The 26,145-nt window shown below is 38.8% G+C and carries 16 protein-coding genes; 4 read left to right on the top strand and 12 right to left on the bottom strand.

Annotated elements, in window-relative coordinates; genetic code table 11:
- Positions 1 to 54: 54 nt before the first annotated feature.
- The 9 genes from BUA72_RS06995 to BUA72_RS06955 form a co-directional block, all read right to left on the bottom strand.
- Positions 55 to 450, bottom strand: coding sequence for a hypothetical protein (locus BUA72_RS06995; protein WP_072922325.1), 396 nt, complete (start codon positions 448 to 450; stop codon positions 55 to 57).
- Positions 451 to 452: 2 nt separating this feature from the next.
- Positions 453 to 923, bottom strand: a complete 471-nt coding sequence (locus BUA72_RS06990; RefSeq protein WP_072922324.1) for a hypothetical protein — start codon at positions 921 to 923, stop codon at positions 453 to 455.
- A gap of 9 nt (positions 924 to 932) precedes the next feature.
- Positions 933 to 1,388 carry a DUF1569 domain-containing protein gene (locus BUA72_RS06985; protein WP_047451730.1) on the bottom strand — a complete coding sequence of 152 codons (456 nt, stop codon included), beginning with the start codon at positions 1,386 to 1,388 and terminating at the stop codon, positions 933 to 935.
- Positions 1,389 to 1,629: 241 nt separating this feature from the next.
- Positions 1,630 to 2,820, bottom strand: a complete 1,191-nt coding sequence (locus tag BUA72_RS06980; protein ID WP_072922323.1) for an ABC transporter permease — start codon at positions 2,818 to 2,820, stop codon at positions 1,630 to 1,632.
- A gap of 2 nt (positions 2,821 to 2,822) precedes the next feature.
- Positions 2,823 to 3,779 carry an HlyD family secretion protein gene (locus BUA72_RS06975; protein ID WP_072922514.1) on the bottom strand — a complete coding sequence of 319 codons (957 nt, stop codon included), beginning with the start codon at positions 3,777 to 3,779 and terminating at the stop codon, positions 2,823 to 2,825.
- 18 nt (positions 3,780 to 3,797) lie between these two features.
- Positions 3,798 to 5,207, bottom strand: coding sequence for a TolC family protein (locus BUA72_RS06970; protein ID WP_072922322.1), 1,410 nt, complete (start codon positions 5,205 to 5,207; stop codon positions 3,798 to 3,800).
- 604 nt (positions 5,208 to 5,811) lie between these two features.
- Entirely contained in the window at positions 5,812 to 6,300 is a 489-nt protein-coding gene (gene eco / locus BUA72_RS06965; protein ID WP_072922321.1) for a serine protease inhibitor ecotin, read from the bottom strand.
- Positions 6,301 to 6,345: 45 nt separating this feature from the next.
- Complete coding sequence (locus BUA72_RS06960; RefSeq protein WP_072922320.1) at positions 6,346 to 12,237, bottom strand: alpha-2-macroglobulin family protein; 5,892 nt, start codon at positions 12,235 to 12,237, stop codon at positions 6,346 to 6,348.
- Positions 12,238 to 12,243: 6 nt separating this feature from the next.
- The gene (locus tag BUA72_RS06955; protein ID WP_072922319.1) at positions 12,244 to 18,123 is read right to left on the bottom strand and encodes an alpha-2-macroglobulin family protein; all 5,880 of its coding nucleotides are present in this window, start codon (positions 18,121 to 18,123) and stop codon (positions 12,244 to 12,246) included.
- A gap of 78 nt (positions 18,124 to 18,201) precedes the next feature.
- On the opposite strand from BUA72_RS06955, the gene BUA72_RS06950 reads away from it, so the two are divergent.
- From BUA72_RS06950 to BUA72_RS06935, 4 genes are all read left to right on the top strand, one after another.
- Positions 18,202 to 18,897, top strand: coding sequence for a UbiA prenyltransferase family protein (locus BUA72_RS06950; protein WP_317043235.1), 696 nt, complete (start codon positions 18,202 to 18,204; stop codon positions 18,895 to 18,897).
- A gap of 3 nt (positions 18,898 to 18,900) precedes the next feature.
- Positions 18,901 to 20,004, top strand: coding sequence for a DNA replication/repair protein RecF (recF, locus tag BUA72_RS06945; RefSeq protein ID WP_072922317.1), 1,104 nt, complete (start codon positions 18,901 to 18,903; stop codon positions 20,002 to 20,004).
- A gap of 96 nt (positions 20,005 to 20,100) precedes the next feature.
- A complete protein-coding gene (locus BUA72_RS06940; RefSeq protein ID WP_228407845.1) occupies positions 20,101 to 21,585 on the top strand; it encodes a carboxylesterase/lipase family protein in 1,485 nt (494 codons plus the stop codon).
- 160 nt (positions 21,586 to 21,745) lie between these two features.
- Positions 21,746 to 22,042 (top strand): DciA family protein, encoded by a 297-nt coding sequence (locus BUA72_RS06935; RefSeq protein ID WP_047451746.1) that lies wholly within the window; start codon positions 21,746 to 21,748, stop codon positions 22,040 to 22,042.
- Between the two features lie 317 nt (positions 22,043 to 22,359).
- On the opposite strand, the gene BUA72_RS06930 is transcribed toward BUA72_RS06935, so the two are convergent.
- From BUA72_RS06930 to BUA72_RS06920, 3 genes are read right to left on the bottom strand one after another with little or no spacing between them, the layout of a single operon-like run.
- A complete protein-coding gene (locus tag BUA72_RS06930) occupies positions 22,360 to 24,390 on the bottom strand; it encodes a recombinase (RefSeq protein WP_072922316.1) in 2,031 nt (676 codons plus the stop codon).
- A 13-nt stretch (positions 24,391 to 24,403) separates the two neighbouring features.
- Positions 24,404 to 25,048: a monofunctional biosynthetic peptidoglycan transglycosylase gene (gene mtgA, locus BUA72_RS06925; protein ID WP_034724940.1), complete on the bottom strand. Its 645-nt coding sequence runs from the start codon at positions 25,046 to 25,048 to the stop codon at positions 24,404 to 24,406.
- Between the two features lie 45 nt (positions 25,049 to 25,093).
- Entirely contained in the window at positions 25,094 to 26,140 is a 1,047-nt protein-coding gene (locus BUA72_RS06920; protein ID WP_047451750.1) for an ABC transporter substrate-binding protein, read from the bottom strand.
- Positions 26,141 to 26,145: the final 5 nt, after the last annotated feature.

The raw sequence follows: 26,145 nt of genomic DNA, 5'->3' as shown, positions 1-26,145 counted from the left end.
TTTTAATGGTCATATGGAATCGTACATTATAATGCCGATTTCATATGTAGTTTTTTATTTTTTTAAAGCCAGTTTACTTCCCACAAACACCAATCCCCACACGACAATTCCCAATACCCAGAACCAGATCGGCGTAGGCAGGGAAAACATCATATAAATGGTTATGAACAGAAAAATAACTCCACAGACTGCTGCAGAAGTGTGCTTTCCATTACTTGCTACTTTGGAAGCTGTAAATCCTGAAACGAACGCAGCCAGCGCATAGCCAATGACTACGAAAAACAACGCCATAAAAGGAGCTGTCGCTACATATTCTTTCATCGCTGTCATATCACCACTTCCCGCTGCTGCCGGAGGCGGATACACCTGATGCCCTATTTTCTCAACGATGGTAATGCAGATAATTCCTGCAATAAGTCCCGCCGGGACAGCCAATATTCTTCTTAACATGGTTATTGATTTTTTAAACGGGTTTTAAAGTCCAGCGTTCCGTCATAACTTTTCCAATCTCCAATAAATTCTATATACTGTCCTTCTATTTTTTCAGTTTTTTTATTCCACTTGAAGGTATAAATAAATTTACCTTTAAAAATACCGGAATGTTTTCCTTTTGCTTCTTCTGCCAGTTCATAATCCCCGAAAACCACTCCTTTTCTTTTCGCATCTCTATATTTCGAAATGGTAATTTTCCCTTCATATTTCGCGTAGTTGTCATCCACGAGAGAATACCCGGAAATAAAATATTCCTGGTCATTTTTCTTATTCTGTTCGGAGATATTGACTTTCAGTTTCAGCTGTTGTCCGCTGTTGCCAATGGTTCCGATATAAGGTTTGCTGTTGTTCAGCCAGACATTTGAAATATCAGGCATTTGCCCCCATGCAAAATTGCAGGCAAGAATGAGGATCCATAAAAGTTTTTTCATATCGTGGTTTTATACTCCAAACTGAGACAGGTGGTGATTCAGATGTTTTGCAAACATATTATTCCACTCTGTAGAATTTAATTTTCCAAAAGAAAATGACTCTTTACCATCAAAAGCTTCAGGACCCAGCTGCTGTGTTTTTTGGATAAAACCGATCAGCCTTTTCTTCTCATCATCAAAGTTTTTTCTTCCAGTGATCAAAAACTGGGGTGCTGTAGGGGAATCTCTCGGATACGCTTTTTCTCCAACCACTTTGGGCTTTACAAACGTCTTTAAAATAAACTTAGCAATAGATCCCGGTTTTTTATGTTTTTCAGGCTCGTAAACCATTTCATAAGATACGCTGCAGTGCGCAAGCATCTGGTCAACCGTCATTTTCCCCCATAAACCGTGAGTATCCTCTACCAGATTATTTATCCTATCAATATAGTTTTGAGCGTCTTTTGCGTCAAATACATTTTCCATATACTTTCTAATTATCTGAAAGCAAATATATCAGTTTTTTCTTTTGATTTTTATAGGGGAATGAAAAAAACGGTGACGTGTTTGGGGTTGCGAGTTCCGGGTTGCGGGTTATTAGTTGCTAGTTGTCAGTTGCTAGTTGCTAGTTGCGGGTTTTCGGGATGTGAAGTTAATTATGGGTAAGTTTGCCGGTTTTGAACACTCGAAACTAGTATCACGTATCTCGTATCCCTAAAACTCATAACTACTCTACAACCTCCTCTATCTCTTCAGAACCTGTATTTCTAAAAATAAACCACAGTTTGATCTTTAAAGCAATCCAGCCCAGGATGGCATAGATAACCAATAGAATGCTTAAATGTTTTAAGAAGGGAAATGTAAGTTCGACGGAACCTTTCTGGATCAGTAAAATTTTAAAAGCCTGAAGGAAAGGAGTCAGGGGAATGATATTGGCAATAAACTGAACGAAGGCAGGCATTGCGCTCAACGGCCATGTGAACCCACTGATAATGAATGCCGGAGATGCAATGACCATCAGAATCTGAGTGGCTTTCAAAGCATCCGGAATCAATATGCTGATGAGTACTCCCAAAAATGAAGCGGAACCTACAAATACTGCCGTCAGAAGGATAAAATTAAGTATTCCTTCCGGCATTGGTACCCGGAAAATCATATGCATAAAGTAGTAGACTCCGACAATGAGAATGGAGAACACCCAGATCGGGATCACTTTAATCAGCATGGTTGGGAATGCCCATCTTTTCATCTTCAGATATTCTTTAACAAAAGATCCTCTTTCAAATTCGGCAGCAAAACTTACCGCCATCGCCAGAAGAATAACCTGCTGAAGAACGACAGCCAGCATCGCCGGCCACATGAAGATCAGATAGTTTCCTGTGGTATTGAAAAGTGTAATATAATTGGCTTTGAAAGGTTCATACTGTGTAGCTGCTTTCGTAGCGGGCATTCCTGCCTTTTGTAAAGCTTTGATCGAGGCTCCGGCAGAAAAAGTTCCTATCGTAAGCTGAAGTGCTTTGGAAGCAAAATTCGCGGTAAGGACGTTTCCGGTATTGACGTAGACATTCAGTTCTGGATATTTTTTCTGGAGCATATCAGCTTCAAACCTTGACGGAATAATCACAACAGCAGCAGCTTCATGCCTGATCACTTCATCTTTTATACTGAGCGGTTCTTGGGCATATTTAATGATGCTGATGCTTTTATTGTCATCCAGCATATCGGTCAGCTGGCTTGATAACGGTGTATTATCCCGGTCAACAACAAGTATAGGCGTATGTTCCACTTTTCCGCTTTTGTACACGAAACCTAAGAGTGTGGCATAGAATACCGGGGCCAGAAAAAATACGGTCCTTAGGGTAGAATTGCCTATAAAAAGCCTGAACTCTCGTTTTAAAAGACGGAAAAATTCTTTCATAATTATTTCAGGATAACGTTAGCATTCACCAATATACCTTTAGCCTTATTCATGTCTGTAGGTTTCACTTTGATTTCATAGACTGCGTCCTGCAGCTGATAGTCTGGATAAGCGGTTGTAATATCCGCATATCTTGTCAGCTGTTTGATGTAAACAATTGTCCCTTTCAAAGTTTCTTTATTATACACCACCTGCATATTAACCTCCTGTCCCTTTTTGTATTTTGAAATGGCACTTTCCGGAACTGTGAATCTGAAATAGGTACTTTCCGGAATATATCCGTTGAATAAAGCAAAACCAGCCGTTGCCAATTCTCCCGCATTCAAGCTGATGGTTTCTATTTCCATATCATTGGTCGCGATAATGTATCTCTCGGAGTAGGCTACATTGGCCTCCTGAAGAGCTCCTTTAGCCTGAGAAGCCTGTCCGGCTGCCATTTCCACTTTTTCCACGCGGGTTCCTCTCTGTACATCGTCCAGTTCGGCTACCACAGCATCATACTGAGCTTTCGCGCCCTGTAGTTTTGCATACACCTCATCGTGAGCCTGAGGAGACATTAAGCTGTCGCGGAACATATTATTGGCTCTTTTATATGATTTCTGGGCAAATTCATACTGTTCTTTCAAGCCTTTATATTTAGCCTGAAGCTGTCTCAACTGATCTCCCGTTGCTCCGTTTTTTGCCATCTGCTCCTGAGCTGTCGCCGCGCTAACCGCACCCTGAGCCTGAGCAATTTTTGCAGAAACTTCCGGAACATCCAGTAAGGCCAGCGTATCGCCTTTTTTCACGGTCTGTCCTTCCGTTACGTATATTTTAAGAATTCTTCCGGTGACTTTAGGAGCAAAAGAGACGACATCTTTTTTGGTCTTCCCCGCGGAATCGTTCAGGTTTTCTTTCTTTTCACTGCAGCTCCCCAATAGAAAAAGAGCAGCAAAGAGGGTGAATATATTTTTATGCATCATTTTAATAGTAAGGGATTAATAAAGTTTGGTGATATCAAGCTCCTGAGTCGATCTCATGAGCTCTATTCCGGCTCTTCTCTGATTGAAAAGGGCATTCTGATATTCAAGCTCTACCACTTCAAGATCATTTTCCGCATCGATGAGCTGTGAAGATTTACTCATCCCGTATCTGAATTCTTTCTCAGCCTGAACCAAAGCGTTTTTAGCGAGTTCTTTTTCTTTGGCTTTTAAAGTGATCTGAGCGGTTGCTATATCGTAATTGGTTTGATTATTTGCCTGATTCAGCGTTAATTTTTTTAAAGCATCTTCTTTTTTATTCTGAAGGACTTCTTTTCCAACTTTCGCTGTTTCTTCTGCGTGTTTTCCTTCTTTTCCGTCAAAGATTTCCCATTTAAAGCCAACACCAGCCGTTAATAGGGGAAGAATATTCACATTCGTAGGTCTCCAGTCCAGTTTTGCGCCTTCATAGCCCAAGGCCGGAACTGCAGGAATTACATTTTCCGAGGTTTTGATACGGCTTCCGTAAAGTCCGATATAATAGGCAGATGCCATCAGCTGTACTTTAGGAATCATCCAGGTTCTTTCGGCTTTTATTTTATAGTCTGCTGCTGTTATACCATGTTCCAGGGCACGAACCTCAGCTCTTTCCTCAATTCCTTTCTGTGCGGAAAGCAATTCCAACGGAGCAAGCACGGGGTCGATCATTCTGAGGCGTTCTTTACTGATTCCGCTCAAAATATAAAGCTGGGTTAGCAGAAGTTCTTTTTTGCCCTCATACTCCACCATTTTAGCATCCAGCGTCGCCTGCGCAAGTTCTATTTTTTTATGATCGTATGGAGTGATCAGTCCATAACCTAAAGCTTTGTCTGCAGTTTTTCTGTTGATGTCGAGTCTTTTTTTACTTTCATCCAGCACTTTTTTAGACTGATGGATAAGAGCTAGCTGGTCGTACGCTTTAGAAATACCGGCGACAACATCATCTTTTGTTTTTTCAAGGAGAATATCTTCGGAGATTTTCTTTTCTTCGATGGCTTTTTTCAGGTACTTTACCTTTCCGCCTGAATAGAGAAGCATTTTGGCATCTGCTTTTGCAATCCCTGAGAATCCGGAAACATTGAGGTTATTATTGAAACTTCCTTCCGGAATATTGATAAAGGGCGCCAGATTAATTTCCGGCGATGTAAGTCTTGCAGTTGCATTTAGATATCCGACCTGTCCGCTCACTTCCAGTGTGGGAAGAAAGATGTCTTTCAGTTTGTGTCCGTCAAGGTCTGTGAGTTTGTTCTGGGTAATCTGCATTTTGAGATCAGAATCACGGACCATAGCACTGTCTAAAAGTTCTTTAAAATCCGGAGCAGACTGTGCCCGGCAGAAAGCAGGGAAAGCCAAAAAACTAAACGTAAAAATCAATAAATTGTTTTTCATGGTTTATGTTTATAACAAATATAATGCAAAAATTCGTTAAATCCCCGAAGATAATTCGTCAATATGGTGAATTTAAAGTAAGTTTAAAATGTGTTTAATTTTAATCTTCTATTTGTGATGATTATAGAGGATCCGTTTAACTTTAATTTGAGGAGTGTTTTAATTGGAAAAAAGTTGAATTTTCTTTTATTCATGGGATTTTATTATGTTATTTGATTGGTGAAAATTTTATTGGAAAAATATTAACCACGGATTTCACAGATGAACACAGATGATTGCGTATATATCCTCTAAAATTTACTGTTTCAATTGGTTTGGTCTCGCGCAGATTTCTCAGATTGGACAAATTTTTTTATTATAACAAATAAAAATTTTAATTTTTTATAAAACTTAGGTGCTCTTCTTTGCTGTATTAATTAAACTTCAGATAAACTAAAGTGCTTAGAAAAACTTTGTGGTTAATAATTCAAGGGATAATAAAGGTTAAATCTGCCTAATCAAAATGATCTGTGAGAGAAAATATAACGTTTACTCAAAAAGGCCGATTTAGGGCAAACAAAAACTCCCCACAAAATGTGAGGAGTTTATATGTAAAGATATGGATTTATCTCTGTACTGCGGATTGCATTTTCGCATCAGGACGTAAAACTCTGTAACGAACTTCAAGGTCTTTCGGTACGTAGAACACCAAAGGAAGCTTGCTGTTGTATCTTACAATCTCCGGCTGAAGGGTCACAAATTTCTTTGTCTTTTTCTGATCCGGGCAAGCCATTAAGGTTCCTCCCGTTTCACCATTGGATTCTACTTCATAATAGTTGTAGCCCCATCCCTGAAGATCCTGAGTCTTCACATTACCCATTAAAAAATGTTTGTTGCAATCCAGCAATTTTTCAGCACCTACAAAAAATTCTACTTTTAAATCGCTTTCATTTTTTGCAACAGGCAACTGAATATATACCTGCTTGAATCCGTCTTTCGCTTTAGGGAACATTTCAATTTCCAGCTTCTCCAACTTTTCTGCTTTCTTTTGTGCGAAAGCATTTACACCTGCAAACATAATCAGTCCCGCCATTAAAGTTTTTGAAAATCTCATCTTATTTTTGTTTTAAAATTTTTACTTCTTCCCTATAGCCAAAAATCATTCCAAAATCTGAACGTTGGTTCCTTTTGTATGGGCATTCATCTGCGGTGCATAGTAATTCTGCATCGTGGTGATTCCATTGGAGAACTTACCTGCGGCATTGGAAATAAGGTCATATTCGAAGACATATTTCCCTTTCGGCATGTACTGAATGTAGAAATTCGTGGAAGCATCTTTCGTAGACTGGTAATAGCCTAAGCTGTTTTTCCACTGGTAACCGGACAGTACATCTGTAGGTTCAAATCCTGCGGCACGCATATCTTTTATATGTATAAATTCCATCGCTCTGTCTGTGTTCAGGATCATTCTTACAGTAACTTTATCCCCTACTTTTAAAGGTGTATCCGCTGAAATTTTCTGAAGTTCTTCACCGTTTACCGTTTTCACTTTTTTGTAAAGCTCTTTGGTGATGGAGATATAGTTTTCAGAAGATTTTATTTTATCCAGATCTTCATAATACTGCCAGAACAAGCCTCCCTGTACAATTCCAGGACCGGGTTTCGTAACGGTAACTGTTCCTAAGTTTTTATCTACTACATCCGTTTTCACGGTTGATTTCACATAACCTGTCGCCTGCGTTTGCGGAGCTAATTCTTTTCCGCCCCAAACGATTGTTGCTTTGTCACTTTCAGCGCTGGTCCATGATTTACCTGAGTTCAGGATCGTAAAGATCACTTCTGAGGTTCCTCGTGAACTTCCCCATGAATTCACTTCTTTCTGTGTGATCAGCCAGATCTTCATGTCTTCAATGAATTTCTGATCATTAGATTTCAACTTATTGAATGCTTCCAAAGCACCTGCATGATTCACTACTTTAGATCCGAACCAGCCCCAGTCGTTAAGATTCTGTTTCCAGTAAATGCCCTGAGTTTTTGTATCGACAGAGGTTTCTTTCAGGTAATTCATTAATTTATCTGAAACGTCTTTTAAGCCGTAATCATTCATCAGTAAAGCAGCACGGTGAAGTCCGAAGAACGTGAAATCTGTGATCTTCGCTGTTTTTGCTTTCTGTTTTACCAAGGTTTTCAATGAAGCACCTTTTCCTTTTAGCGGATACTGTTTTTCCCAATAGTTTCGGGTATCAAGATAATCCATGGTCCAGTTGTTCCAGATATTATCTTTTTTCGCATCCCAGTATTTATCAATCTCGTTGTCTACGTACTGAACCAGTTTCGCTTCCAGTTCTTTCTGATCAGCTCCCTGATAGTCTTTCGCATTATCTTTTAACCAGGTATTGATCTTACCTAAGTTTTTAAGGATGTACAGCGATGTTCCATAAGAACTCGGATATCCGGGATACCATGAGAAGCCTCCGTCCGGATTCTGCAGTTTCTTAAGATCACTCCAATCCTGATTGATTGAATTCCTCATGGTGTTGGCATCAAATAATAGAGCCAGTTTCTGCATCTGCTCGCCTTCATTTTTACTTTCCAGCACCCAAGGTGTTTCTTCCAATAGAAGCTGTTTCAGTTCCTGATTTTTTTCAAGATTTGAATTCAGCAATCCTTTACTTTGGTATTCTTCAAAAACGGTCTTCATTTTCGGATTGGCCTTGAATACTTCAGAAGCCAGTACATCAGCGAACCATTTGTTGAAGATCACATCGGCAGAATTGTTCTGGTCATTTTTCAGACTTGGTAAGGCAAACATAATTTCCCAGATCGGATTCGTGGTCAATTCCAAAGTATTCGAAACGTTGGTGATCGTCGTGGAGTTCGTATTTTTAAGATTATCCAAAACAAAAGTCTTCGTTTCGCCTTCTTTCACAAAAACAGGGACTGCATCGGTAACGAGCATTCTGTTCGGAAGTACGGCAACCGCCTGCTGTTCTCCATCTGAATAAGCACCGGCTTTCGCCACCACTTTTAATATGATGGAAGACACGTTATTCGGAACTTTCAGTTTCCAAGTCAATGCGCTGTTTCCTTTTTCGTTTAAGTTAAAATTCTGCGTACCTGCATTGACCCCGAACTGAGAAGAAATATTTTCATTTGTAAAGGCATCCAGGATCTGAAGTTCTGCTGAACCGTTTAATTTTTTATCGGTAAGATTGGAAAGTTTCGACTGAAGATTCAGTTCGTCCCCTTCTCTTAAGAATCTTGGATAATTTGGAGTCACTGAGAATTCTTTCTGCGTCACCACCTGTTTTTCCAGTACTGCTGCTCTGGCATCTTTGGTGTGAGCCAGGAACATCAGCTTCCATTTTGTCAAGGCTTCCGGAGAAGTGAATTCAAAGCTTACATTTCCTTCTGAATCTGTTTTCAGATCAGGATAGAAGAATGCCGTTTCGTTCAGGTTCTGACGTACAGGAACTTTTTCCAGATCTTTTTTCTCAACTGTCATTTCATTTAAAGATACTGCTGCATCAGCCTGAGCTTCCTGAGCACCTGCATTTGCACTCACTTTCATTGCTCTTTTTTGTACAGCTCCGGTCATCACAACTTCTTCTGCCGAAGTTGCTTTTGCAATAGGAGAAGGAGGAGATGCCACCATATTTTCAATCTGTAATCCGGCCACTCGCCCGCCTAGTCCATAACTTTGAAAATCACCATCAAACCAGTTAAAATTTGGAATATCTACATATTTTCCATTGTAATATTTCAATCTTTTCTGATAGTATTGCTGAAGCAGATACTGTCTAACGTCATAAGAAGTTACGATAGAATATGGCGTATATAAATTCTGCCAGCTAAAAGTATTGGCGGCAAACTGATCCAGTGACATATCGTACATATTGGCCAATACTTCAGCATTTACTTTTTCTTTATCACTTCCTGAAACTTTTACCGTCCATTTTTCTTTTGAATTCGGTTCCAGTTTATCTCTGAAGGTAACGGTCTCAATTTTTACAGGCTGTTCCGTATTTTTTATTTTTAAAGTCACAGACTGGGTCTGCACATCGTTGAATGCTGCAATCTGAAATTGGACATTCAATGTTGCTACACTTTTATCTTTAGGAATATCTGTAGTGTATTCCAGAACTCCTTTTTTCATCTGATGTACCTCAGAAACTGTTTTTCCCGAACCGTCCTGAATAAATACATTCACCACCGCGTCCGGAACTGCTGAATAGACATATACCTTAGCCTTCTCCCCTCTTGAAAATTCATTCTTAGGTTCAATAACGGTCAGAAATGTTTTCTGTGAAGGTTTTAAAGATCCTTTATCCCAGATACTGAAATTCTGAGAAGATTTTATGGTGTCTTTTCCTTCCATATTATACAGCTCAAGCTGATAATCCCCGGCTTCCAGTTTTCCTAAATCCAGTTCTGCAGACGGTTGCTGAAGTTTTTCTGAAATCAGTTTTTCTGCTTTCCAGTTTTTTGTTTCATCGTCTTTATCGAAAAGATCATGCGGGAATTTGCTGATGAATTCATCTCTGGAATATTTAGGCTGATTCTGAACTTCCTGTGCGAAATTATCTCTGAAAATTCTGTTCGGAGTATTCAGCTTTGATAATTTTACGTGGTATGATTTTTTAAGATCCTGTTCGTTGTAGTTCAGCGTTTCTACCTTCAGTTTTACATTTTCGTCACTGAATGTATTCTTGATTCCGTCCGCTTTAATATAGTGAGAAACCGAAGCTACTTTCAGTTGCGTATTCGCAGACTGTGTTTCTCCGTTGATATCCGTTACCGAAGCATTGATCTCATAGTTATCGATCTGGATTCCTTCCAGCTTTTCATCTTTTTTAAGATCAAGACGGATGACAAATTCTCCTTTCTCATTGGTTTTAGCTTCGCCAAGAATCGAATTTTCGTTGTCATTACCACGCGGGTACCACCAGAAATATCTCCATCTGATGTTGTGTTTTTTGATCTCGTAATTAACGGTTGTGTTGCTCAACGCTACTCCGGAGAACATCATTGCTTTTCCTTTCAGCTCGATGGTCTGTCCGTATTTGTATTCCTCTTTTACAGGATCAAAAGTCACTTCAAATTTAGGTCTCTTATATTCCTCAACCCGGATGTCTTTATAACCCTGAGTCCCTTCATCTGTTCTTAAGTAGAAAACGCCGTTCAGCTGACCTTTAGGAAGGATAAAACTTCCATGGTAAGATCCAAACTCATTGGTTGTAAAATTTTGTGAAGACACTTCCTGACTGTTGGCATCCAGAAGGGTGATTTTCTGTTTTAAACCTGAAGTTACCGCTTCTACTTCCTTATCGATCTTTGTATTGATCACTTTGAAATAAACGGTCTGTCCCGGTCTGTAAATCGCTCTGTCCGTAAAAATCTGAGCAAGACTGCGGTTTTGTTTATTGGGATTGTAGTTTTCTACATTTCCGCTGTTTCCATACACCTGCATGATCTGGAAGTCATTGGTTTTTGGCTGGCGGATCAGGAAAGTCCTGTAATATTCGTTGCTGGCTGTGGATGGGAATTTAAAAACACCGTTCGCATCCGTTTTTCCATCAATTTTATTTAATGTTTTATTGGCCACAAATTCATAGAAGGTAAGGCTTTCATTCGCTGCCGGTTTTCCGTTTTCACTGTTGACCAGTTTCAGTGTATTGGAAAGTTGATTCCTGTCTGTTTTAGTCTGATAGATCACTCTGTTTCCTGAAACCAGGAAGTAAAAATTCTGTCTGGAATTGCTGTCTTTTACGTCAGATCCTGCCACAGCATATTCAATAACATATACTCCGGAAGGAAGCGGTTTGATCTCCAGCGAGGTTTTATGGATCTGATAGTCTTTGGAATCACCAAGCTGGAAAGTCTCTTTTCTTACCAGATTTTTTTTAACCTTACTAAAAGTATTGTTGTATGAATTCTGTACATACTGCATCAATGCTGTAAAATCTTCTTTTACTTCATAAATGTTCAGTGAAAAATCTGCCACATTCTTATGTTCCGCTACGAAATGAATCGGCAGATTGTTTTGGGTCTGCTGTTCATATTTAATCGTAAGAAACGGATTGGTGATCTGATTTTCTTTGTTTTTTATATTTTCAATGAATGGAGATTTCGGATACTGTTTTTTCGCTTGGTCAGCAATGGCCAGAGCTTCTTTCTCCTTCTTTTTCGCGATCAACTCATTCATGATATCTTCCATGATGATCACTTTGTAATCTCCTTCCGTATCAGATTTCAAAAGAGTTTGGAGTTGTTCCAGTTTATCTTTACACTGACTGTAATTACAGTTTTCCGTCAGTTTTTCCTTTGAGAAATACAGTTTAGGATTTCCATTATTCTGCGCAATCAGTTCATCAAAAGTTGCATTGATCTGTGTTCTGTTCTCCGTTACTTCATTTTTTGTGAAAAGACTGCCTTCAGAAAGAAAACTGATCTTTTTCATAGAATACCATTCAAAGATCGTTGGAAAAAAAGCCACATCCTTGATTTCTGTAAAAATATCTTTGTACTTCGCCAAGGGTATTTTTTTCATCTCCGCCTTCTGCTGATCGAGTTCCTGATAGCTTTTTTTCAGGTAGTTTTTAAAATCAAGCTTGCTCCAGGTTTCGATCTGAGCCAGATCCTGTGAATTGATATTGGTTCTGCTTTCTATTTCCCACGAATTCTGGTTGTAGTAATCCATAAAAAAACCGTTCAGAAGAACTGTATATACCAGTTTCTCTTCGCCTTTCAATTTACTGTCCGCCTCTTTCAGCTTGACAAAAAATTTCGACGCGGCATCATTCTTATCGTCGTCTACGGTAAGATTCACAACACTGAATTCCGCTTTCAGGGAACGGATGAGCTGGATGGCATTATTTTCTTTCATTGCGTGGTTTTGTATGTCTAAAATGATGGGAAGATTAGATTTATAGGCACCTTTCGCACTGTTTTGGGTCACTTTCTTCCACTGGTCGTCGTAGTATTTCTGCGCATGCATTTGGCTAAAAAAGCCGAAACACAGAAATATCAGTATGAGCTTTACATTTTTCATATATTGTTATTTTCTTATTTCTATTTTGTCTCCTTTGGTTCTGGCATTCATCTGAGGGGCATAATAATTCTGAAGAACCGCAAAACCACTGGAGAAGTTTCCTGAAGCATTACATACCAGGTCATACTCAAATACATATTTCCCTTTTGGCATATAATAGATAAAGAAGTTGGTAGAGGCATCTTTTGTCACCTGGTAATAGCCCAGATTATTTTCATACTGATACCCGGACAGTACATCTACAGGCTCTAGGCCGGCTGCTCTCATATCTTTCAGGTGTACGTACTGCATCGGGCGGTCTGTATTCAGGATCATTCTTACAGTGAGTCTGTCTCCTACCTTCAGCGGGCTGTTTTCAGTAATCTTCAGCAGTTGCTCTCCGTTTTCTGTTTTTATCTTTTTATAGTATTCTCTGTTCATTGAAAGATAGGTTTCTGTAGATTTTACATTCTCCAGATCTTCATAATACTGCCAGAATAATCCACCTTGTGCAATTCCCGGACCAGATTTAGCAATGGTAACTTCCCCGAGGCTCGGATTGATCTTATCTGATTTAATGATCTGTTTCAGATAACCTGTCGTTTTAGTCTGTGGTGAAACGTTCTTTCCGCCCCAGGTCACAGTGGCTTTGTCCGCTTCAGGTGTTGTCCATGATTTTCCTGAATTCATCATAATATAAATAATCTCCGCTGTGGTTCTGGAATTCCCCCATGAATTTACTTCTTTTTGGGTAGCCAGCCATACTTTAGATTCTTCAATGAAATTAATATCGTTTGGAGCTACTTTATTTAAAGCTTCTATAGCTCCAGCATGATTCACCGCTTTGCTTTCATACCAGCCCCAGTCGTTCAGGTTTTTTTTCCAGTAAGCGCCCTGAGTTTCTGAGGATACAGACGTTTCTTTCAGATAGTTGACCAGCTTTTTAGAGGTATTATGAAGTCCGTAGCTGTCATAAATAAGTGCCGCCCTGTGAACTCCGAAAAACGTAAGATCCGTTACTTTGAATTTGTCCGCACGGCTGATGATCATACTTTTCAATGCCGCTCCCTTTCCTTCAATAGGATATTCTTTTTCCCAATATCGTCTGGCATCGAGATAATCCAAAGCGAAATTACTCCACGGATTGTCTTCTTCCCCGTTCCAGTATCTTTCCAGCTGCCCGTCTACAAAACTGATCAGTGAGGAAACCATTGTATTCTGGCCGGACTGGTATTCAGAGATTCCTTCTTTAAGCCATTCATTCATTTTGCCCAGATTTTTCAGGATGTATAATGAGCAGGTATAGGAACTGTCATAACCCGGAAGCCAAGGAAATCCACCATTCCGGTTCTGATATTCTTTAAGAAGATTCCAATCTTTACTGATGGAATTTTTCATCGCATTCACTTCGAAAAGCCTTGAGATATTATTCATGGTTTCCGTTTCGGATTTGGCCTGCAGGACCCATGGGGTTTCTTCCAGCAGAACCTGTTTCAGTTCCTGATTTTTTTCAAGATTGCTTTTTAGGAGACCGGCAGTTTTGTATTCATCAAAAACCGCTTTCATTCTTGGGTTCGCTTTGAAAATTTCAGTTCCCACCACATCTGAAAACCAGGTATTGAATATTTCATCAGAGGTTATATTTAAATTCTGGCTCAGATCAGGAAGCGCGAAAATAATTTCCCAGATCGGATTGGTTTTCAGCTCCAGCGTATTACTGAAATTAGAAGCTGTTTTTGATGTATTGTTTTTTAAATTATCCAATGTAAATGTTTTGGTCTGTCCTTCCTTTACAAAAAGCGGCACAGCATCGGTAACCAGCATCCTGTTTGAAAGGACGGCAACCGGAATCTGTTCACCATCGGAATAGTTCCCTGCTTTTGCCACCACTTTAATGATGATTGAATATACCCTGTTGAATGGTGTTTTAATGTTCCAGCTTACTGTAGCATTTCCCGTTCCTCCCACATTAAAGTTCTGCACAGATGTAACCCCAAATAATGATGAAATATCTTCATTGGTCTCTGCATTCAGGATCTGTAAAGATGCAGCACCAGCCATAGCTTCGTCGGTAAGATTGGATATCCTGGTCTGGAAATTAAGTTCATCACCTTCTCTTAAAAATCTCGGATAGTTTGGATTGACGGAAAGTTTTTTCTGCGTAACAATATCCTTTTCCAAAACCGCAGATCTCGCATCTTTGGTGTGTGCCAGGAACATCAGTTTCCATTTGGTGAGGGCTTCAGGGGTTGTTAATTCAAAGCTCACGCGGCCTTCCTGATCTGTTCTCAGCTGAGGATAGAAAAAAGCGGTTTCATTTAGGTTCTTACGGACCTGTACATCACTCAGATCTTCTTTTTTATCTTCAGACTGCTTATCTTTTTTGTTATCTGCCAATTTTCGGTCTTCTTCATTTTCAAAACGTCCTCTTTTTTTGCTCCCTTCACTGCTTACTTCCATGGCTACTGAATGTTTGGGACTCGGGCAGCCGTTATAGGACTCCAATCCCGGAACTGTAGGGCATGCATCATGTGCATCATCAACTCCATCACCATCGGTATCTGTGGTAAGACCGTATTTAACCAGCAGATTATAAAAGACATTATCATCAAACCATTTGAACTGCGGGAAGTATACGTTTTTAGTTTCAACATAGTTGATTTTCCTGTACCAATATAGAGATTCAAAGAAGTTACCTACATTATAATCTTCAATAACACTGTATGGAATGTAGTATTTGTTGAATGTATAGGTATTCGCTATAAATTTATCAAGAGATTTGTCATACATGGCAGCCAGTACTTCTGCCACTACTTTTTCTTTGTTTTTCCCCAATACTTTAATGCTCCACTTTTCTTTTGAATTGGGCTCTACTTTATCCCTGAAAGTAGTCAGTTCAATTTTTAAAGGCTCTTCTTCTTTTTTAACATAAATATTGGCAAATTCATTCTGAACATCATTGTAATGAGCCAGCACAAACTGTATATTATATTTAACTATTTTTTTATCCTGAGAAACCGGGAAGGTATAAGCCAGTACACCGTTGGTCAACTTCTTTTCTTCACGTTTTCTCTGTCCCTGTCCGTCCTGCCAGTATACGTTTACTACAGCATCAGAAATGGCTGAATAGGCATATAAAGTCACCTGTGAACCTCTTTTCACTTCCTCTTTGGGAGCGGTGATTTTCAGGAACGGGAACTGATCCGGTCCCAATCCGTTTTTATCCCAGATACTGAAATCCTGCAGGGTTTTTATGGTATCTTTTCCTTCGATATTGTACACCAGTAATCTGTAATCTCCGGCTTTCAGCGTTCCAAGATTCAGTTCTTTGTTATTCTGAGAAAGCTCTGTAACCGTTTTCAGAATTTCCCCGTTTTTACGATCTTCCGACTTATCATATCTGTCATGCGGGAATTTTGACAGGAACTCTTCTCTCGACATGTTCGGAAGATCCTGAATATTATTCTTAAAATTGTTTCTGAGAATCCGTTTCGGCTGTCTGAGCTGAACCAGTTTTACTCTATAATTTTTCTCTAAAGGAATATCATTGTAATTGAAAGATTTTACTTTGATCTTAAGTTCTTCATTCGCAGAAGCTTCGTTTATTTCATCCGCAGTGAGATAATGCGAGACCGAAGCTACCTTTACATTGGTTTCTGCAAATTGAGTTTCTCCGTTAATGTCTGTGGCAGACGTTTTTACTTTATAGTTGTGAACCTGTATTCCTTCCGTATTCTCATCTTTTTTCAAATCGATTTTAATGATAAATTCTCCTTTTTCATTGGTTTCTGCTTTTCCTAAGATTGAATTTTCATTGCTGTACTGTTCCACTGGATACCACCAGAAATACCGCTGGCGTATGTTTTCTTTTTTAAGTTCAAAACTGATATTGGTATTGCTTAAAGGAATTCCTGAAAATGTACGGACTTTACCCTTCAGCTCTATGGTTTCGCCATATTTGTAGTCTTTTTTGATGGTATCAAAGGTGATTTCAAATTTCGGACGTTTATATTCCTCCACAGAAAAATATTTTGAGTCATTGATGTGATGACTGTTATACCTGGCAGAAACCTCCATTCTGAATCTCCCGTTTAGTTTATCTTTCGGCAGTACAAAATTTCCATTGTAAGACCCGAAGGCATTGGTTTTAAATTTTTGAGTACTTATCACCTGGTTATTGGCATCGTACAGCGTCACTTCCTGCTCGTTATTGATAATGATATTGTCCCTTCTTTTTTCAAAATCCGGAATGGTGGATATGGCCTTAAAATAAACCGTCTGCCCCGGCCTGAATATTTCCCTGTCCAGAAAAAACTGGGTGTGAGGATACGGATAAGCTCTGGAATGGGCTTCATTGACACCTTCCATCATATTGAAATCATTATGTACAGGATCATAAATCAGATAAGGAGGTATCGAATGATAGTCTACCTTTTCAGACGGAAATCTGGCAAAATTATCAGTCTGAATAAGCAGCTGGGTTTCATTCACCGTTGAATAATCTCCAAAACCGTATCTCAGCAGTCTGGTATTGGGCATAGGCGTTCCATTTTCCCTTGAAACCAGAATATGGTCTTTATTTTCATTATAAATAACTCTGGAAGAGGTTACAATAAACAAGAATTTGGAGACATCTTCTCCGTTGATATATTCACCGATATATAAACCTTTGGGAAGTGCCTTCATTTCCAGGGCTGTAGTATGGCTGTTAAAGTCTTTTTTTGTGGGAAGCGTGAAAATATCTGTTCTGAAAAGGGTTTTATCTATTTTTTTATAGTATTCAGAATAATTAAGATGTTGCAGATACTGGAGCTGTTTTTTGAAATCATTGAGCGTGTAAATCTTGATGGTAAACTGATCTGTATTTTTGTGCTCAGCTACAATCTGTATAGGCTTTTCCGGTTCGTTGTGCACTTCATAAAAAAGTTGTACAACGGGAGTTTTGATCTGGTTTTCCAGGTAAGTGATGTTGCTCAGAAATTTCGACCCGGGATATTCTGTTTTTACTTTATCAATTAGGGCAATTGCTTTTTCAGGCTTTGATCTGAAAAGATTGTCTGCAAAGTTATTGACAATTAATATTTTATAATCCCCTTCTATTGGAGAATTGACCAGAGCAATTTGTTTTTCGGTAAACTGATCGTCTTTCTTTATTTTATTCTCGTAAATCAGCTTCTGATGCTGAAAATAAAGTTTGGGATTTTTGAGATTAAAATCAATCAGATTCTGGTACAATGACAGAACAGCAGGTTGATTTTCTGTCAGTTCATTTTTTGTAAATATATCGCTGTTGTTCAGGAATTCTATGTTTTTTTTAACTTTCCAGTCGTAGAGTGTAGGAAAGAAATCAAAATCACTTTTTTTATCAAAAGCATCTTTATATTTTTCAAGATGTATTTTTTTAAGCTTTTTATCAATGGTTGAAAGCTCTCCAAACTTCTTCAGATAGTAGTTCTTGAAATCAAGTTTCGTCCAGGATTCAATCTCGGCAACATCTCCTTTTTCAACATCGGTCCGTTTCTGGATCTCCCATTTCTTCATTTCATAATAGCCTTCGAAAAACTCTATCTCCAAAACTTTAAATAAAAGCAGGTCATTTTTTTTCAGCTCCTTTTCCATACTGCTGATCTTTGAAAAAAAGACCGATGCATAATCATTTTTAGAATCATCATGGGTTTCTTTATAGATCACAAATTCAGCTTTTAAAGACTTGATAATCTCGGCAGCGTTCTTATCTTTAATGGCTTTTTTCTGAATATCCATGATAATGGGAAGATTTGATTTGAATTCGCCATTGCGATAGCCTTCTGCCACTTTGTGCCACTGCTCCTCATAGAAGTTCTGAGCCGAAAAAAATATGCTGAAAAAAAGAAAAAACAACAGAACATATTTGGAGATGTTTTTCATAGGTATTATTTTTGATCAATGAATTTCTTAAAAATACTGAAAAAAACTGTTATCGACAGTCAAATATATGTCTCCATTATGGGAACTATTTTTGCGGTATTTTTCATGACAGAGCAAAACACATTCCGTTTCCCTACCATTCTGTTAATTTTCATTACTTATTTCAGCGGTTATCTTTACACTAAATATCAGTATACCAGACACTTTTTCAAAATACTGGCTCTGAACGCAGCAGCCGGCGTTATCTGCGCTTTTCTGATCATCCATAATCATAATGAAGTAAGACTTTTGAAATGGTTTGTGATTGTAGTTCTGGGACTTCTTTATAACAGTTTTTTCCTGGATGTGTATATCCGGAAGATTCCGTTGCTTAAGGTATTTTATGTTGGATTGGTATGGGCACTGGTCAACTGCTGGCTTACCCTTCCGGAATTCAGTCTTCCTATTTTTCTGATCAGCTTCTTTTTTATAACCGCTTTGGTCCTTCCTTTTGATATCCGGGACATGAAAAGTGATACGGTAGAGACTTTTCCCAAGATGATAGGGGTTCAGAATACCAAATATATTGCTTATGTGCTGGTCTTTATCAGTGTAATTCTTGCTATTTTTAACCTTAAGCTTATTTATGGTGTCGCTTTTTTTCTTACAGGAATCATCACCTTTATTCTGATCTATTTCTCTGAAAATAAAAGAGATGACACCTATTTCTCCTTCTGGATAGAAACCTGTTCTGCACTTCCTTTTTTATTTTTACTAATAATGGAGTATTTTTGACAAATGATTATCAAAAAGCTTTCCCTTTACAATTTCAAAAACCATTCGGAGAAGAAATTCGAATTCTCTCCTCAAATCAACTGTTTTGTGGGAAACAACGGTGCCGGAAAAACCAATATTCTGGATGCACTGCATTATTTATCCGTAGGAAAAAGTTTTTTAGGAAACACAGATTCTAACAATATCAAAAGGGAGGAAGATTTCTTCACGATCGACGCTGAAATTCAGAATGAGGACAGTGAAGATATCATCAAAATCTCCCAGCCCAAAGAAGCCAAAAAAATCATTAAAAAGAACGATAAAAGCTATGACCGCCTCGCAGACCACATCGGGTATCTGCCGAGCGTAATGATCTCTCCTTATGATTCGAATTTGATTTCAGATTCAGGGGAAAGCCGCAGAAGATTTCTGGATTCTATGATTTCTCAGACGGATTCTGAATATCTTTTTAATCTGATTCAATATCAAAAAACAGTACAGCAAAGAAATGCCCTGTTAAAATATTTCGCTAAAAACAGAACCTGGGATAGAGATTCACTGGAGATTTATGATGATCCGATCAGTAAATTCGGGACCAGTATTTTTGTCAAAAGAAGAAACTTTGTAGAGAGGCTTGATCCTATCATTCAGAATTTCTACAAGATTATTTCCGGAGGAAAAGAGACGGTTTCCGTTCAGTACCAGTCTGATTTAAGTGAAGGCTTCAACTCCGATCAGCCTGACAAAGTTTTCAGGACCCTTTTAACGGAAAGCCTTGAAAGAGACCGGATGCTCACTTATACTTCAAAAGGAATCCATAAAGATGATCTGCTTTTTGAAATGGATCATGTCCTGATCAAAAAAATAGGTTCACAGGGACAACAGAAATCTTTCCTGATTTCGTTAAAATTAGCTCAGATGAGTCTTGTAAAAGAACTGACCAAAAAGACCCCGATTCTTCTATTAGATGATATTTTTGATAAGCTTGATGATACAAGGGTTTCCCAGTTAATCGAATTGGTTAATCAGGAGAATTTCGGGCAGATATTTATCACGGATACCCATCGGGAGCGTACTGAAAGTGTGGTGAAGAAGATTAATGAAGAGAGTATCATTTTTGACGTATGACGAAGATTTAATATTCGGTTTCAGTAATAAATATCATTTTTATCACTTTATTTATTTCACTAAATTTTGGTAACTTGTGATAAAACTTTTACAATTATGATGGAAACAGCACACACGGTTAGCACTGAATATGGAGACGTTAGGGGCGTTAAAACAGAGAAAGGAATCCTTACATTTAAAGGTATTCCTTATGCCGCTCCTCCAATTGGAGCCAACCGATTTCAACCACCTCAACCTCCCACACCCTGGACAGGTATAAAGAATGCAGCTGAGTATGGACCTACCCCACCACAAATAACTCCTTCATCCGGACCATTTGCAGGATTGCTGCCCAATGTTGTCATTCCGGGTGACGATTATTTGAATCTTAATATTTGGACCGCAGATATCACCGGAAAAAAGCCTGTTATGGTTTTTATTTATGGGGGAGCTTTTAGTCTCGGGTCAGGTGCTGTTTCGGGATATGATGGCAGTAATTTTGCACGGGATGGTGTTGTTTTGGTTACCATAAACTATAGAATTGGTATCGACGGATTTTTATGGTTTGGTGACGGGGTACCCAATCTTGGTATACTCGACCAGATTGCTGCACTCAAGTGGGTCCGGAACAATATTGCCAACTTTGGCGGTGATCCTGAAAATGTTACAATTTTTGGGGAGTCTGCTGGCGGAATGAGCGTTTGTACCTTGCTTGCAATGAAGGAAGCAGAGGGGTTATTCAGGCGGGCGATTGCGGAATCGGGAGCTGGACACTCGGTGATCAGCCCTTCATCCGCAAAGCTTATTGGTACAAGGCTTGCTGAGATACTTGGTGTTCCACCAACACGTGAAGCAATCGGACAGGTCAGTGCCGAAAAAGTTTTTGCTGCACAGGGTCAGTTAGGATCAGAAATTATGGCAAAACCTTCCGTAGAATTGTGGGGTGAAGCTGCGCGCAACTTGATGCCCTTTGAACCGGTAGTTGATGGTCATTTATTAACAGCCACCCCTATAGAATGTATTGCCGGCGGTGCAGGTAAAGACGTAGATATTCTAATTGGTACTAATAGCGAGGAATTCAGATTATTTCTCGTTCCTGATGGCATCATATCAAAAATCACGGATCCCGCTCTGGACATTTCGGCTTCTGCTTATGGACTATCTGCTGAGGCTATTCAAACCTACCGCTCAAACCGTTCAGACCGTTCGCCCGGTGATATTCTGAGCGCTATAATAACAGATTGGTTTTACCGCATCCCCGCGTTACGAATAGCAGAGAACCACAGCAATGTGCATGTGTACGAATTCTCATGGCAATCTCCTGCATGTAATGATTTACTTGGAGCCTGTCACGGCCTTGAACTTGCCTTTGTGTTTGATAATCTCACTAACGCTGGTTTTGCTGAAATGCTGGGTAATAAACCGCCGCAGCAATTGGCTGATACCGTGCATAAAGCATGGGTGAATTTTGCCACTAACGGTAACCCAGGCTGGGATAGCTATAGTGCTGATCATCGTGTATCTATGCGTTTTGATGTTGAATCTCAAATTACTGTTAATGATAGGGCTGATGAACGTTCTGTATGGGACGGGATCAGGTAAAATATATCCGTATTAAGAACAAAATAACCGGTTTGATGTTTTACTCAATAAATATCTTAAACTACTACCAATATTAAATTGTAAGCATTTTATGGTTTTCTGACTGTCTTTATCAAAATAAACAGCTGACAACCAATATATATTTCACATCCCGTACCCTATGAAGAAGAACAAAAAACGTGAATTTCAATCCTCCGAACTTGTAAAATCTTTTGCAAGGATTCATGGTTTTGAACATAAACTGATTGCTTTTGAAATTAAAGATTTTCTAGAGGATTATCTTGATGAAAGTCTGTTCAAAGAAATCAGAAGTGTGAATATTGAAGACAAATGCATTATGATCAAGATCGATTCTCCTCTGCTTAAACACGATTTTCAGATGCGTAAAAGTTTCTATCTTAAAAAATTCCAGGATAAGTTTGGAGAAGATAAATTCAATGATATCCGCATTTTATAAAGATATTTTTCATAAAATTTATAGGCAATATTAAATTTAGTATTATATTTGAGAACAATATTAAATCACCTAACCATGAAAAAATCAATTAAAAAATTAAGCAGAGAAAATTTAAGCCAAATTATGGGTTCCGGAGTAAGAATATGCTGTGAAGCTAATTGTGACACGGGAGAGTGTTTATCCTATGCTATCCTTCCAAACAGATGTCCATCACCGGATATTTGTTGGTAATTTATATTTAACCTATCTATAAAAAATAAAAATGCTCCTTGACGGGAGCATTTTCAGTATATAGATGATATAACTTTTAATGTCAATTAGTGTTCTTCCTGTTTATTGGTAAGCGTACTGCTCATCAGATCATCAGCTTTTTTATCCAGTCCTGAACTCAAAGGGAAGAAAAATTTGAATGGATTTTTTACAAAATATTTGAAGATCTCCCTGTAAATTTCGCTCACTTGCCCGAAGTTCATTTTCCTTGATCTGAAGGCCAGAAACATCGATAAACTAAAGCTCACCAGGAAGTTGAAGAATCCAATAAGGAAGACCGTAACAAAAGATATCCAGAAGGTATAGGAATCAACGGAGAAATCCTTTCCGTAAAGGCCTAACGCAAAGTTTCCGGCGGCAAAAGTAATGTGTCTGATATCAAGGTCTAATCCGAAGAACAGACCAATTGGAGCGGTTGCGCCCAGAAATACCCCAAACCAGAAATTGGACACAATTCCCGGCCAGTTTTTAGCGTAATATTTAGATAATCTTTTTGCAACTTTTTTACCCAAAAAGTTTCTGATAGAAAGGTTTTTTGCGATCCTCTCCGGAATCTGATAAAATACTGAGTTGTTTCCAATATTTCCAGAAATAATCCCGGAAATAAAAAGATAGAACCCTGCAATACTGGCATGCAGTATCGCTTTTGACTTAAACGGATCAAGGTCTTTTAATAATTTATCTGATCTTTCTACCGCTAAATTCTGGGAGAAAAAGATATCGAGACCATAGATGATCGCTAATGCTATCGGAAAGGAAAGAAGTACATTTCCTACAAATGCAATGAACTGACTTCTGAAAAGCTTTGACACAAGATGGGCAAATTCGGTGTTGTTCCGTTTGCTGTTTCCTTCTTCCGACAAAACTTTTGTCATGGTAGCTGCGGTCATGGCAGGCTGCTTTGTGGCCAGCGTAAAGCCCATCAGATAAATCATGATGAACCCCATCGCATAATTCATCGAATATAAAAATGCATGTGAAAAATCACTTCCGGGAATGTATCCGTAGAGCATTTTCAGAACGCAGAGTGCACCTACAATAATTCCACCGCCACTGGCTTTGTAGAACATCGTCATATACTCTTTTCGGGTAGATGTGATGTAATGGGTACCGGTTTCTGCCGTGTGGTTGGTAATAAGGTGCGAGATCAGACGTGTACTGTCGTTGATCAGGTCTGCAATATTATTTTTATGGGATTTATAATTGAGGATATTAAAAATCAGCTGTTTTGATTTTATCGTAATATCTTCTTCATTATCAATCACCAGGAGCTGTACAATTTCATAGATCCTTTCGGTTTGCTGACGGATCTTCAGCAATGACTGGTTTATTTTTCCGGAGATCCCGTATTTCGCAGAATTTTTAAAAGCAATATTCACGAATTCATGGCAGTGTTCCGTATAGATCTTGATCTGTTTGTATCGGCTGTCTTTGGAATGCAGCTGAAGTTCAGGATCGTTTTTAAGATTTTCCGTAAGTGCTTCCAGTTCGTTCTGAAGCGCCAGGAAAGGGTTGTCCAGATTTCTGTACTGCGGAGCCATTCTTACCACTTCTACTTCCATCGCCATTCCCGTCACACGCCAGGAAAGAATACTCATCGAAAAGATTAGTTCTTTTTTGACATTAGTTTGGGTAATAAAATTGGAAGCGTCGAGAAGGTCTAAAAACTCGTCAATTTCATTTTCTGGAAGGTTATGTAAATATTGCAGGTCTTTTTTGGGTCTGAGACTGACATTATCAATCATGTACCACACCGTTTTTTCATTTTCTACGGGCGGCAGTATTTTATTCAGGATCCTTTTTTTAAGCTCCGGAAAAAAGGCATTTTCTGAGAGAATATTGGCTTCGGTCAGGGAAAGGTTGAAAGGTCTTCCTTTAAAAACATTATGGATGTAATGTTTAAAATTTTCAGCAAAATCCGGATTACTTTTAAGGAAATTGAGAACGTCCGTGAAATCTGCCCTTTTAATGCTCTCTAAAAACTCTGCAAAAGGCTCTAAAGAAAGGGTTTCATTCTTAAAAGAGAAGTATTTTTTAAGAACTGATTCAAAACTTGTGCTGGAATTAAAAAATTTCATTAGGACAAAGATACTATTTCAAACTCACATTCCTCATCTGTCTCATGATCCAATTGTGTTTCTTTCTTAAATACGGTGATGGATTTTTAGGGTCGTATTTCTTGGGATTAGGTAATACGGCCGCAATCCAGGCAGCATCTGAAGCACTCAGATCTTTGGATGATTTCCCAAAATAATACTGAGCTGCAGCCTCCACACCGAATACGCCCTGCCCCATTTCGATGGAATTAAGGTATCTTTCCAGAATAATATCTTTGCTCCAGACTTTCTCAATAATGAAGGTATACATCGCCTCAAGTCCTTTTCTGAACCAGCTTCTGCCTTGCCACAGAAAGACATTTTTAGCCGTCTGCTGTGAAATGGTACTTCCACCGCGGATTTTTTTCCCTTTCTCGTTATTCTTCATTGCCTTCTCAATCGCCGTATAATCGAAACCATTGTGAACAAAGAATTTCTGGTCCTCAGAAGCGATCACTGCTTTTTTGACGTTGTTTCCCATTTCGTCATAGGAAATATAATCCCTGTGCAACTTTCCGAATTCGAAAATACCTCCGATCTGAGTAATGGTAATAGGCGGATTGAAAAATCTGCCCCAGATAATGAACACCACATTCAGAACAAGAACGATGAAAATAAGCTGTTTAATTTTTTTCCACATAATTTTTTGTAAAAAGGAACTGCAAAAATAAACAATTCGTCTGAGTTATTGAAGCTCTTTCATGTAGGTAAGCTGATATTCCGGAAGAAGTTCAGGATGGAAGATCTTGATGTAATCTTTCAGGATCAGATCAGCTCTCACTGCTCCACTTTCGAAGAAGTCGTTGGCTTTGTTTTTTTCTTTCCCGGCAATGGTGTAGATCTTTCCTTTATTGAATACTTCCAGTTTTCCGTAGAAAGGATTAGTTCCCAGCATTTCTTTTTTAGAGGTGTGACTTCCTGCATTTACCCAATACTGTACGCCGGGTGATTTAGCATATACTTCTTCAAAGCTCATCGTCAGAGACTTTTCGTCTTTATTATCTTTCATGATGTAAGAAGCGTTGGCATCACCAATATAATTCGCTACCGATGTTTTTCCGCCCGGCAGATACCAAACGTCACCATACATTTCATTGGCAAGCACTACAGGTTTATCTTTAGCCTTTAATGCCAGCTGCTTCAGGTCGCTGTAATTTTTTTCAATTTCCTTATATTTTGCTTCGGCTTCTTTCTCTTTTCCGAAAAATTCTCCGAAAAGTTTGATGTAAGCGGTTTTCTGTAATGGAAGCTGTTCCATGTACTCATCCAGAAAAACAACCTGAATTCCATTATTTTTCAACAGCTGATAGGCATTGTCAAAACTTGCAATATAATTGGTGAAAATAGCATCCGGCTTCATGGAAATGATCTTTTCTACATCATACTTCTGCTCGCTTCCCACATTCTGGATCTTCCCTTGCTTTAAAAGATTCTGAATTTTCTCCGAATAGATGTACTCCGGACTTGAAACCCCGATGATGAGATCTTCAGCTCCCAATTCGGAAATATACCCGGCCATGCTCGCATTCAGAAGGATGATTTTCTTAAATGGAGTCTGATTTTGCTTAAAATTATAGGTGAAATTTCCCGACTTCAGCTCCAAAAGACCGTCATGCTCCTTAAATTGGGTACGGTTTGAGATTTGAGTCCAGTCTGAGGACGAAATTTTTTGTTCTCTTTTACAGGAGATTAGCGCTACAACTGTAAATAAAAGTAAAATTCTCTGTTTCATCTTTC

The organism is Chryseobacterium sp. OV279 (genome assembly GCF_900128945.1).
Taxonomy (GTDB): domain Bacteria; phylum Bacteroidota; class Bacteroidia; order Flavobacteriales; family Weeksellaceae; genus Chryseobacterium.
Note: the sequence above shows the minus strand (reverse complement) of the source record. Positions and strands in the feature narration are given on the sequence as shown.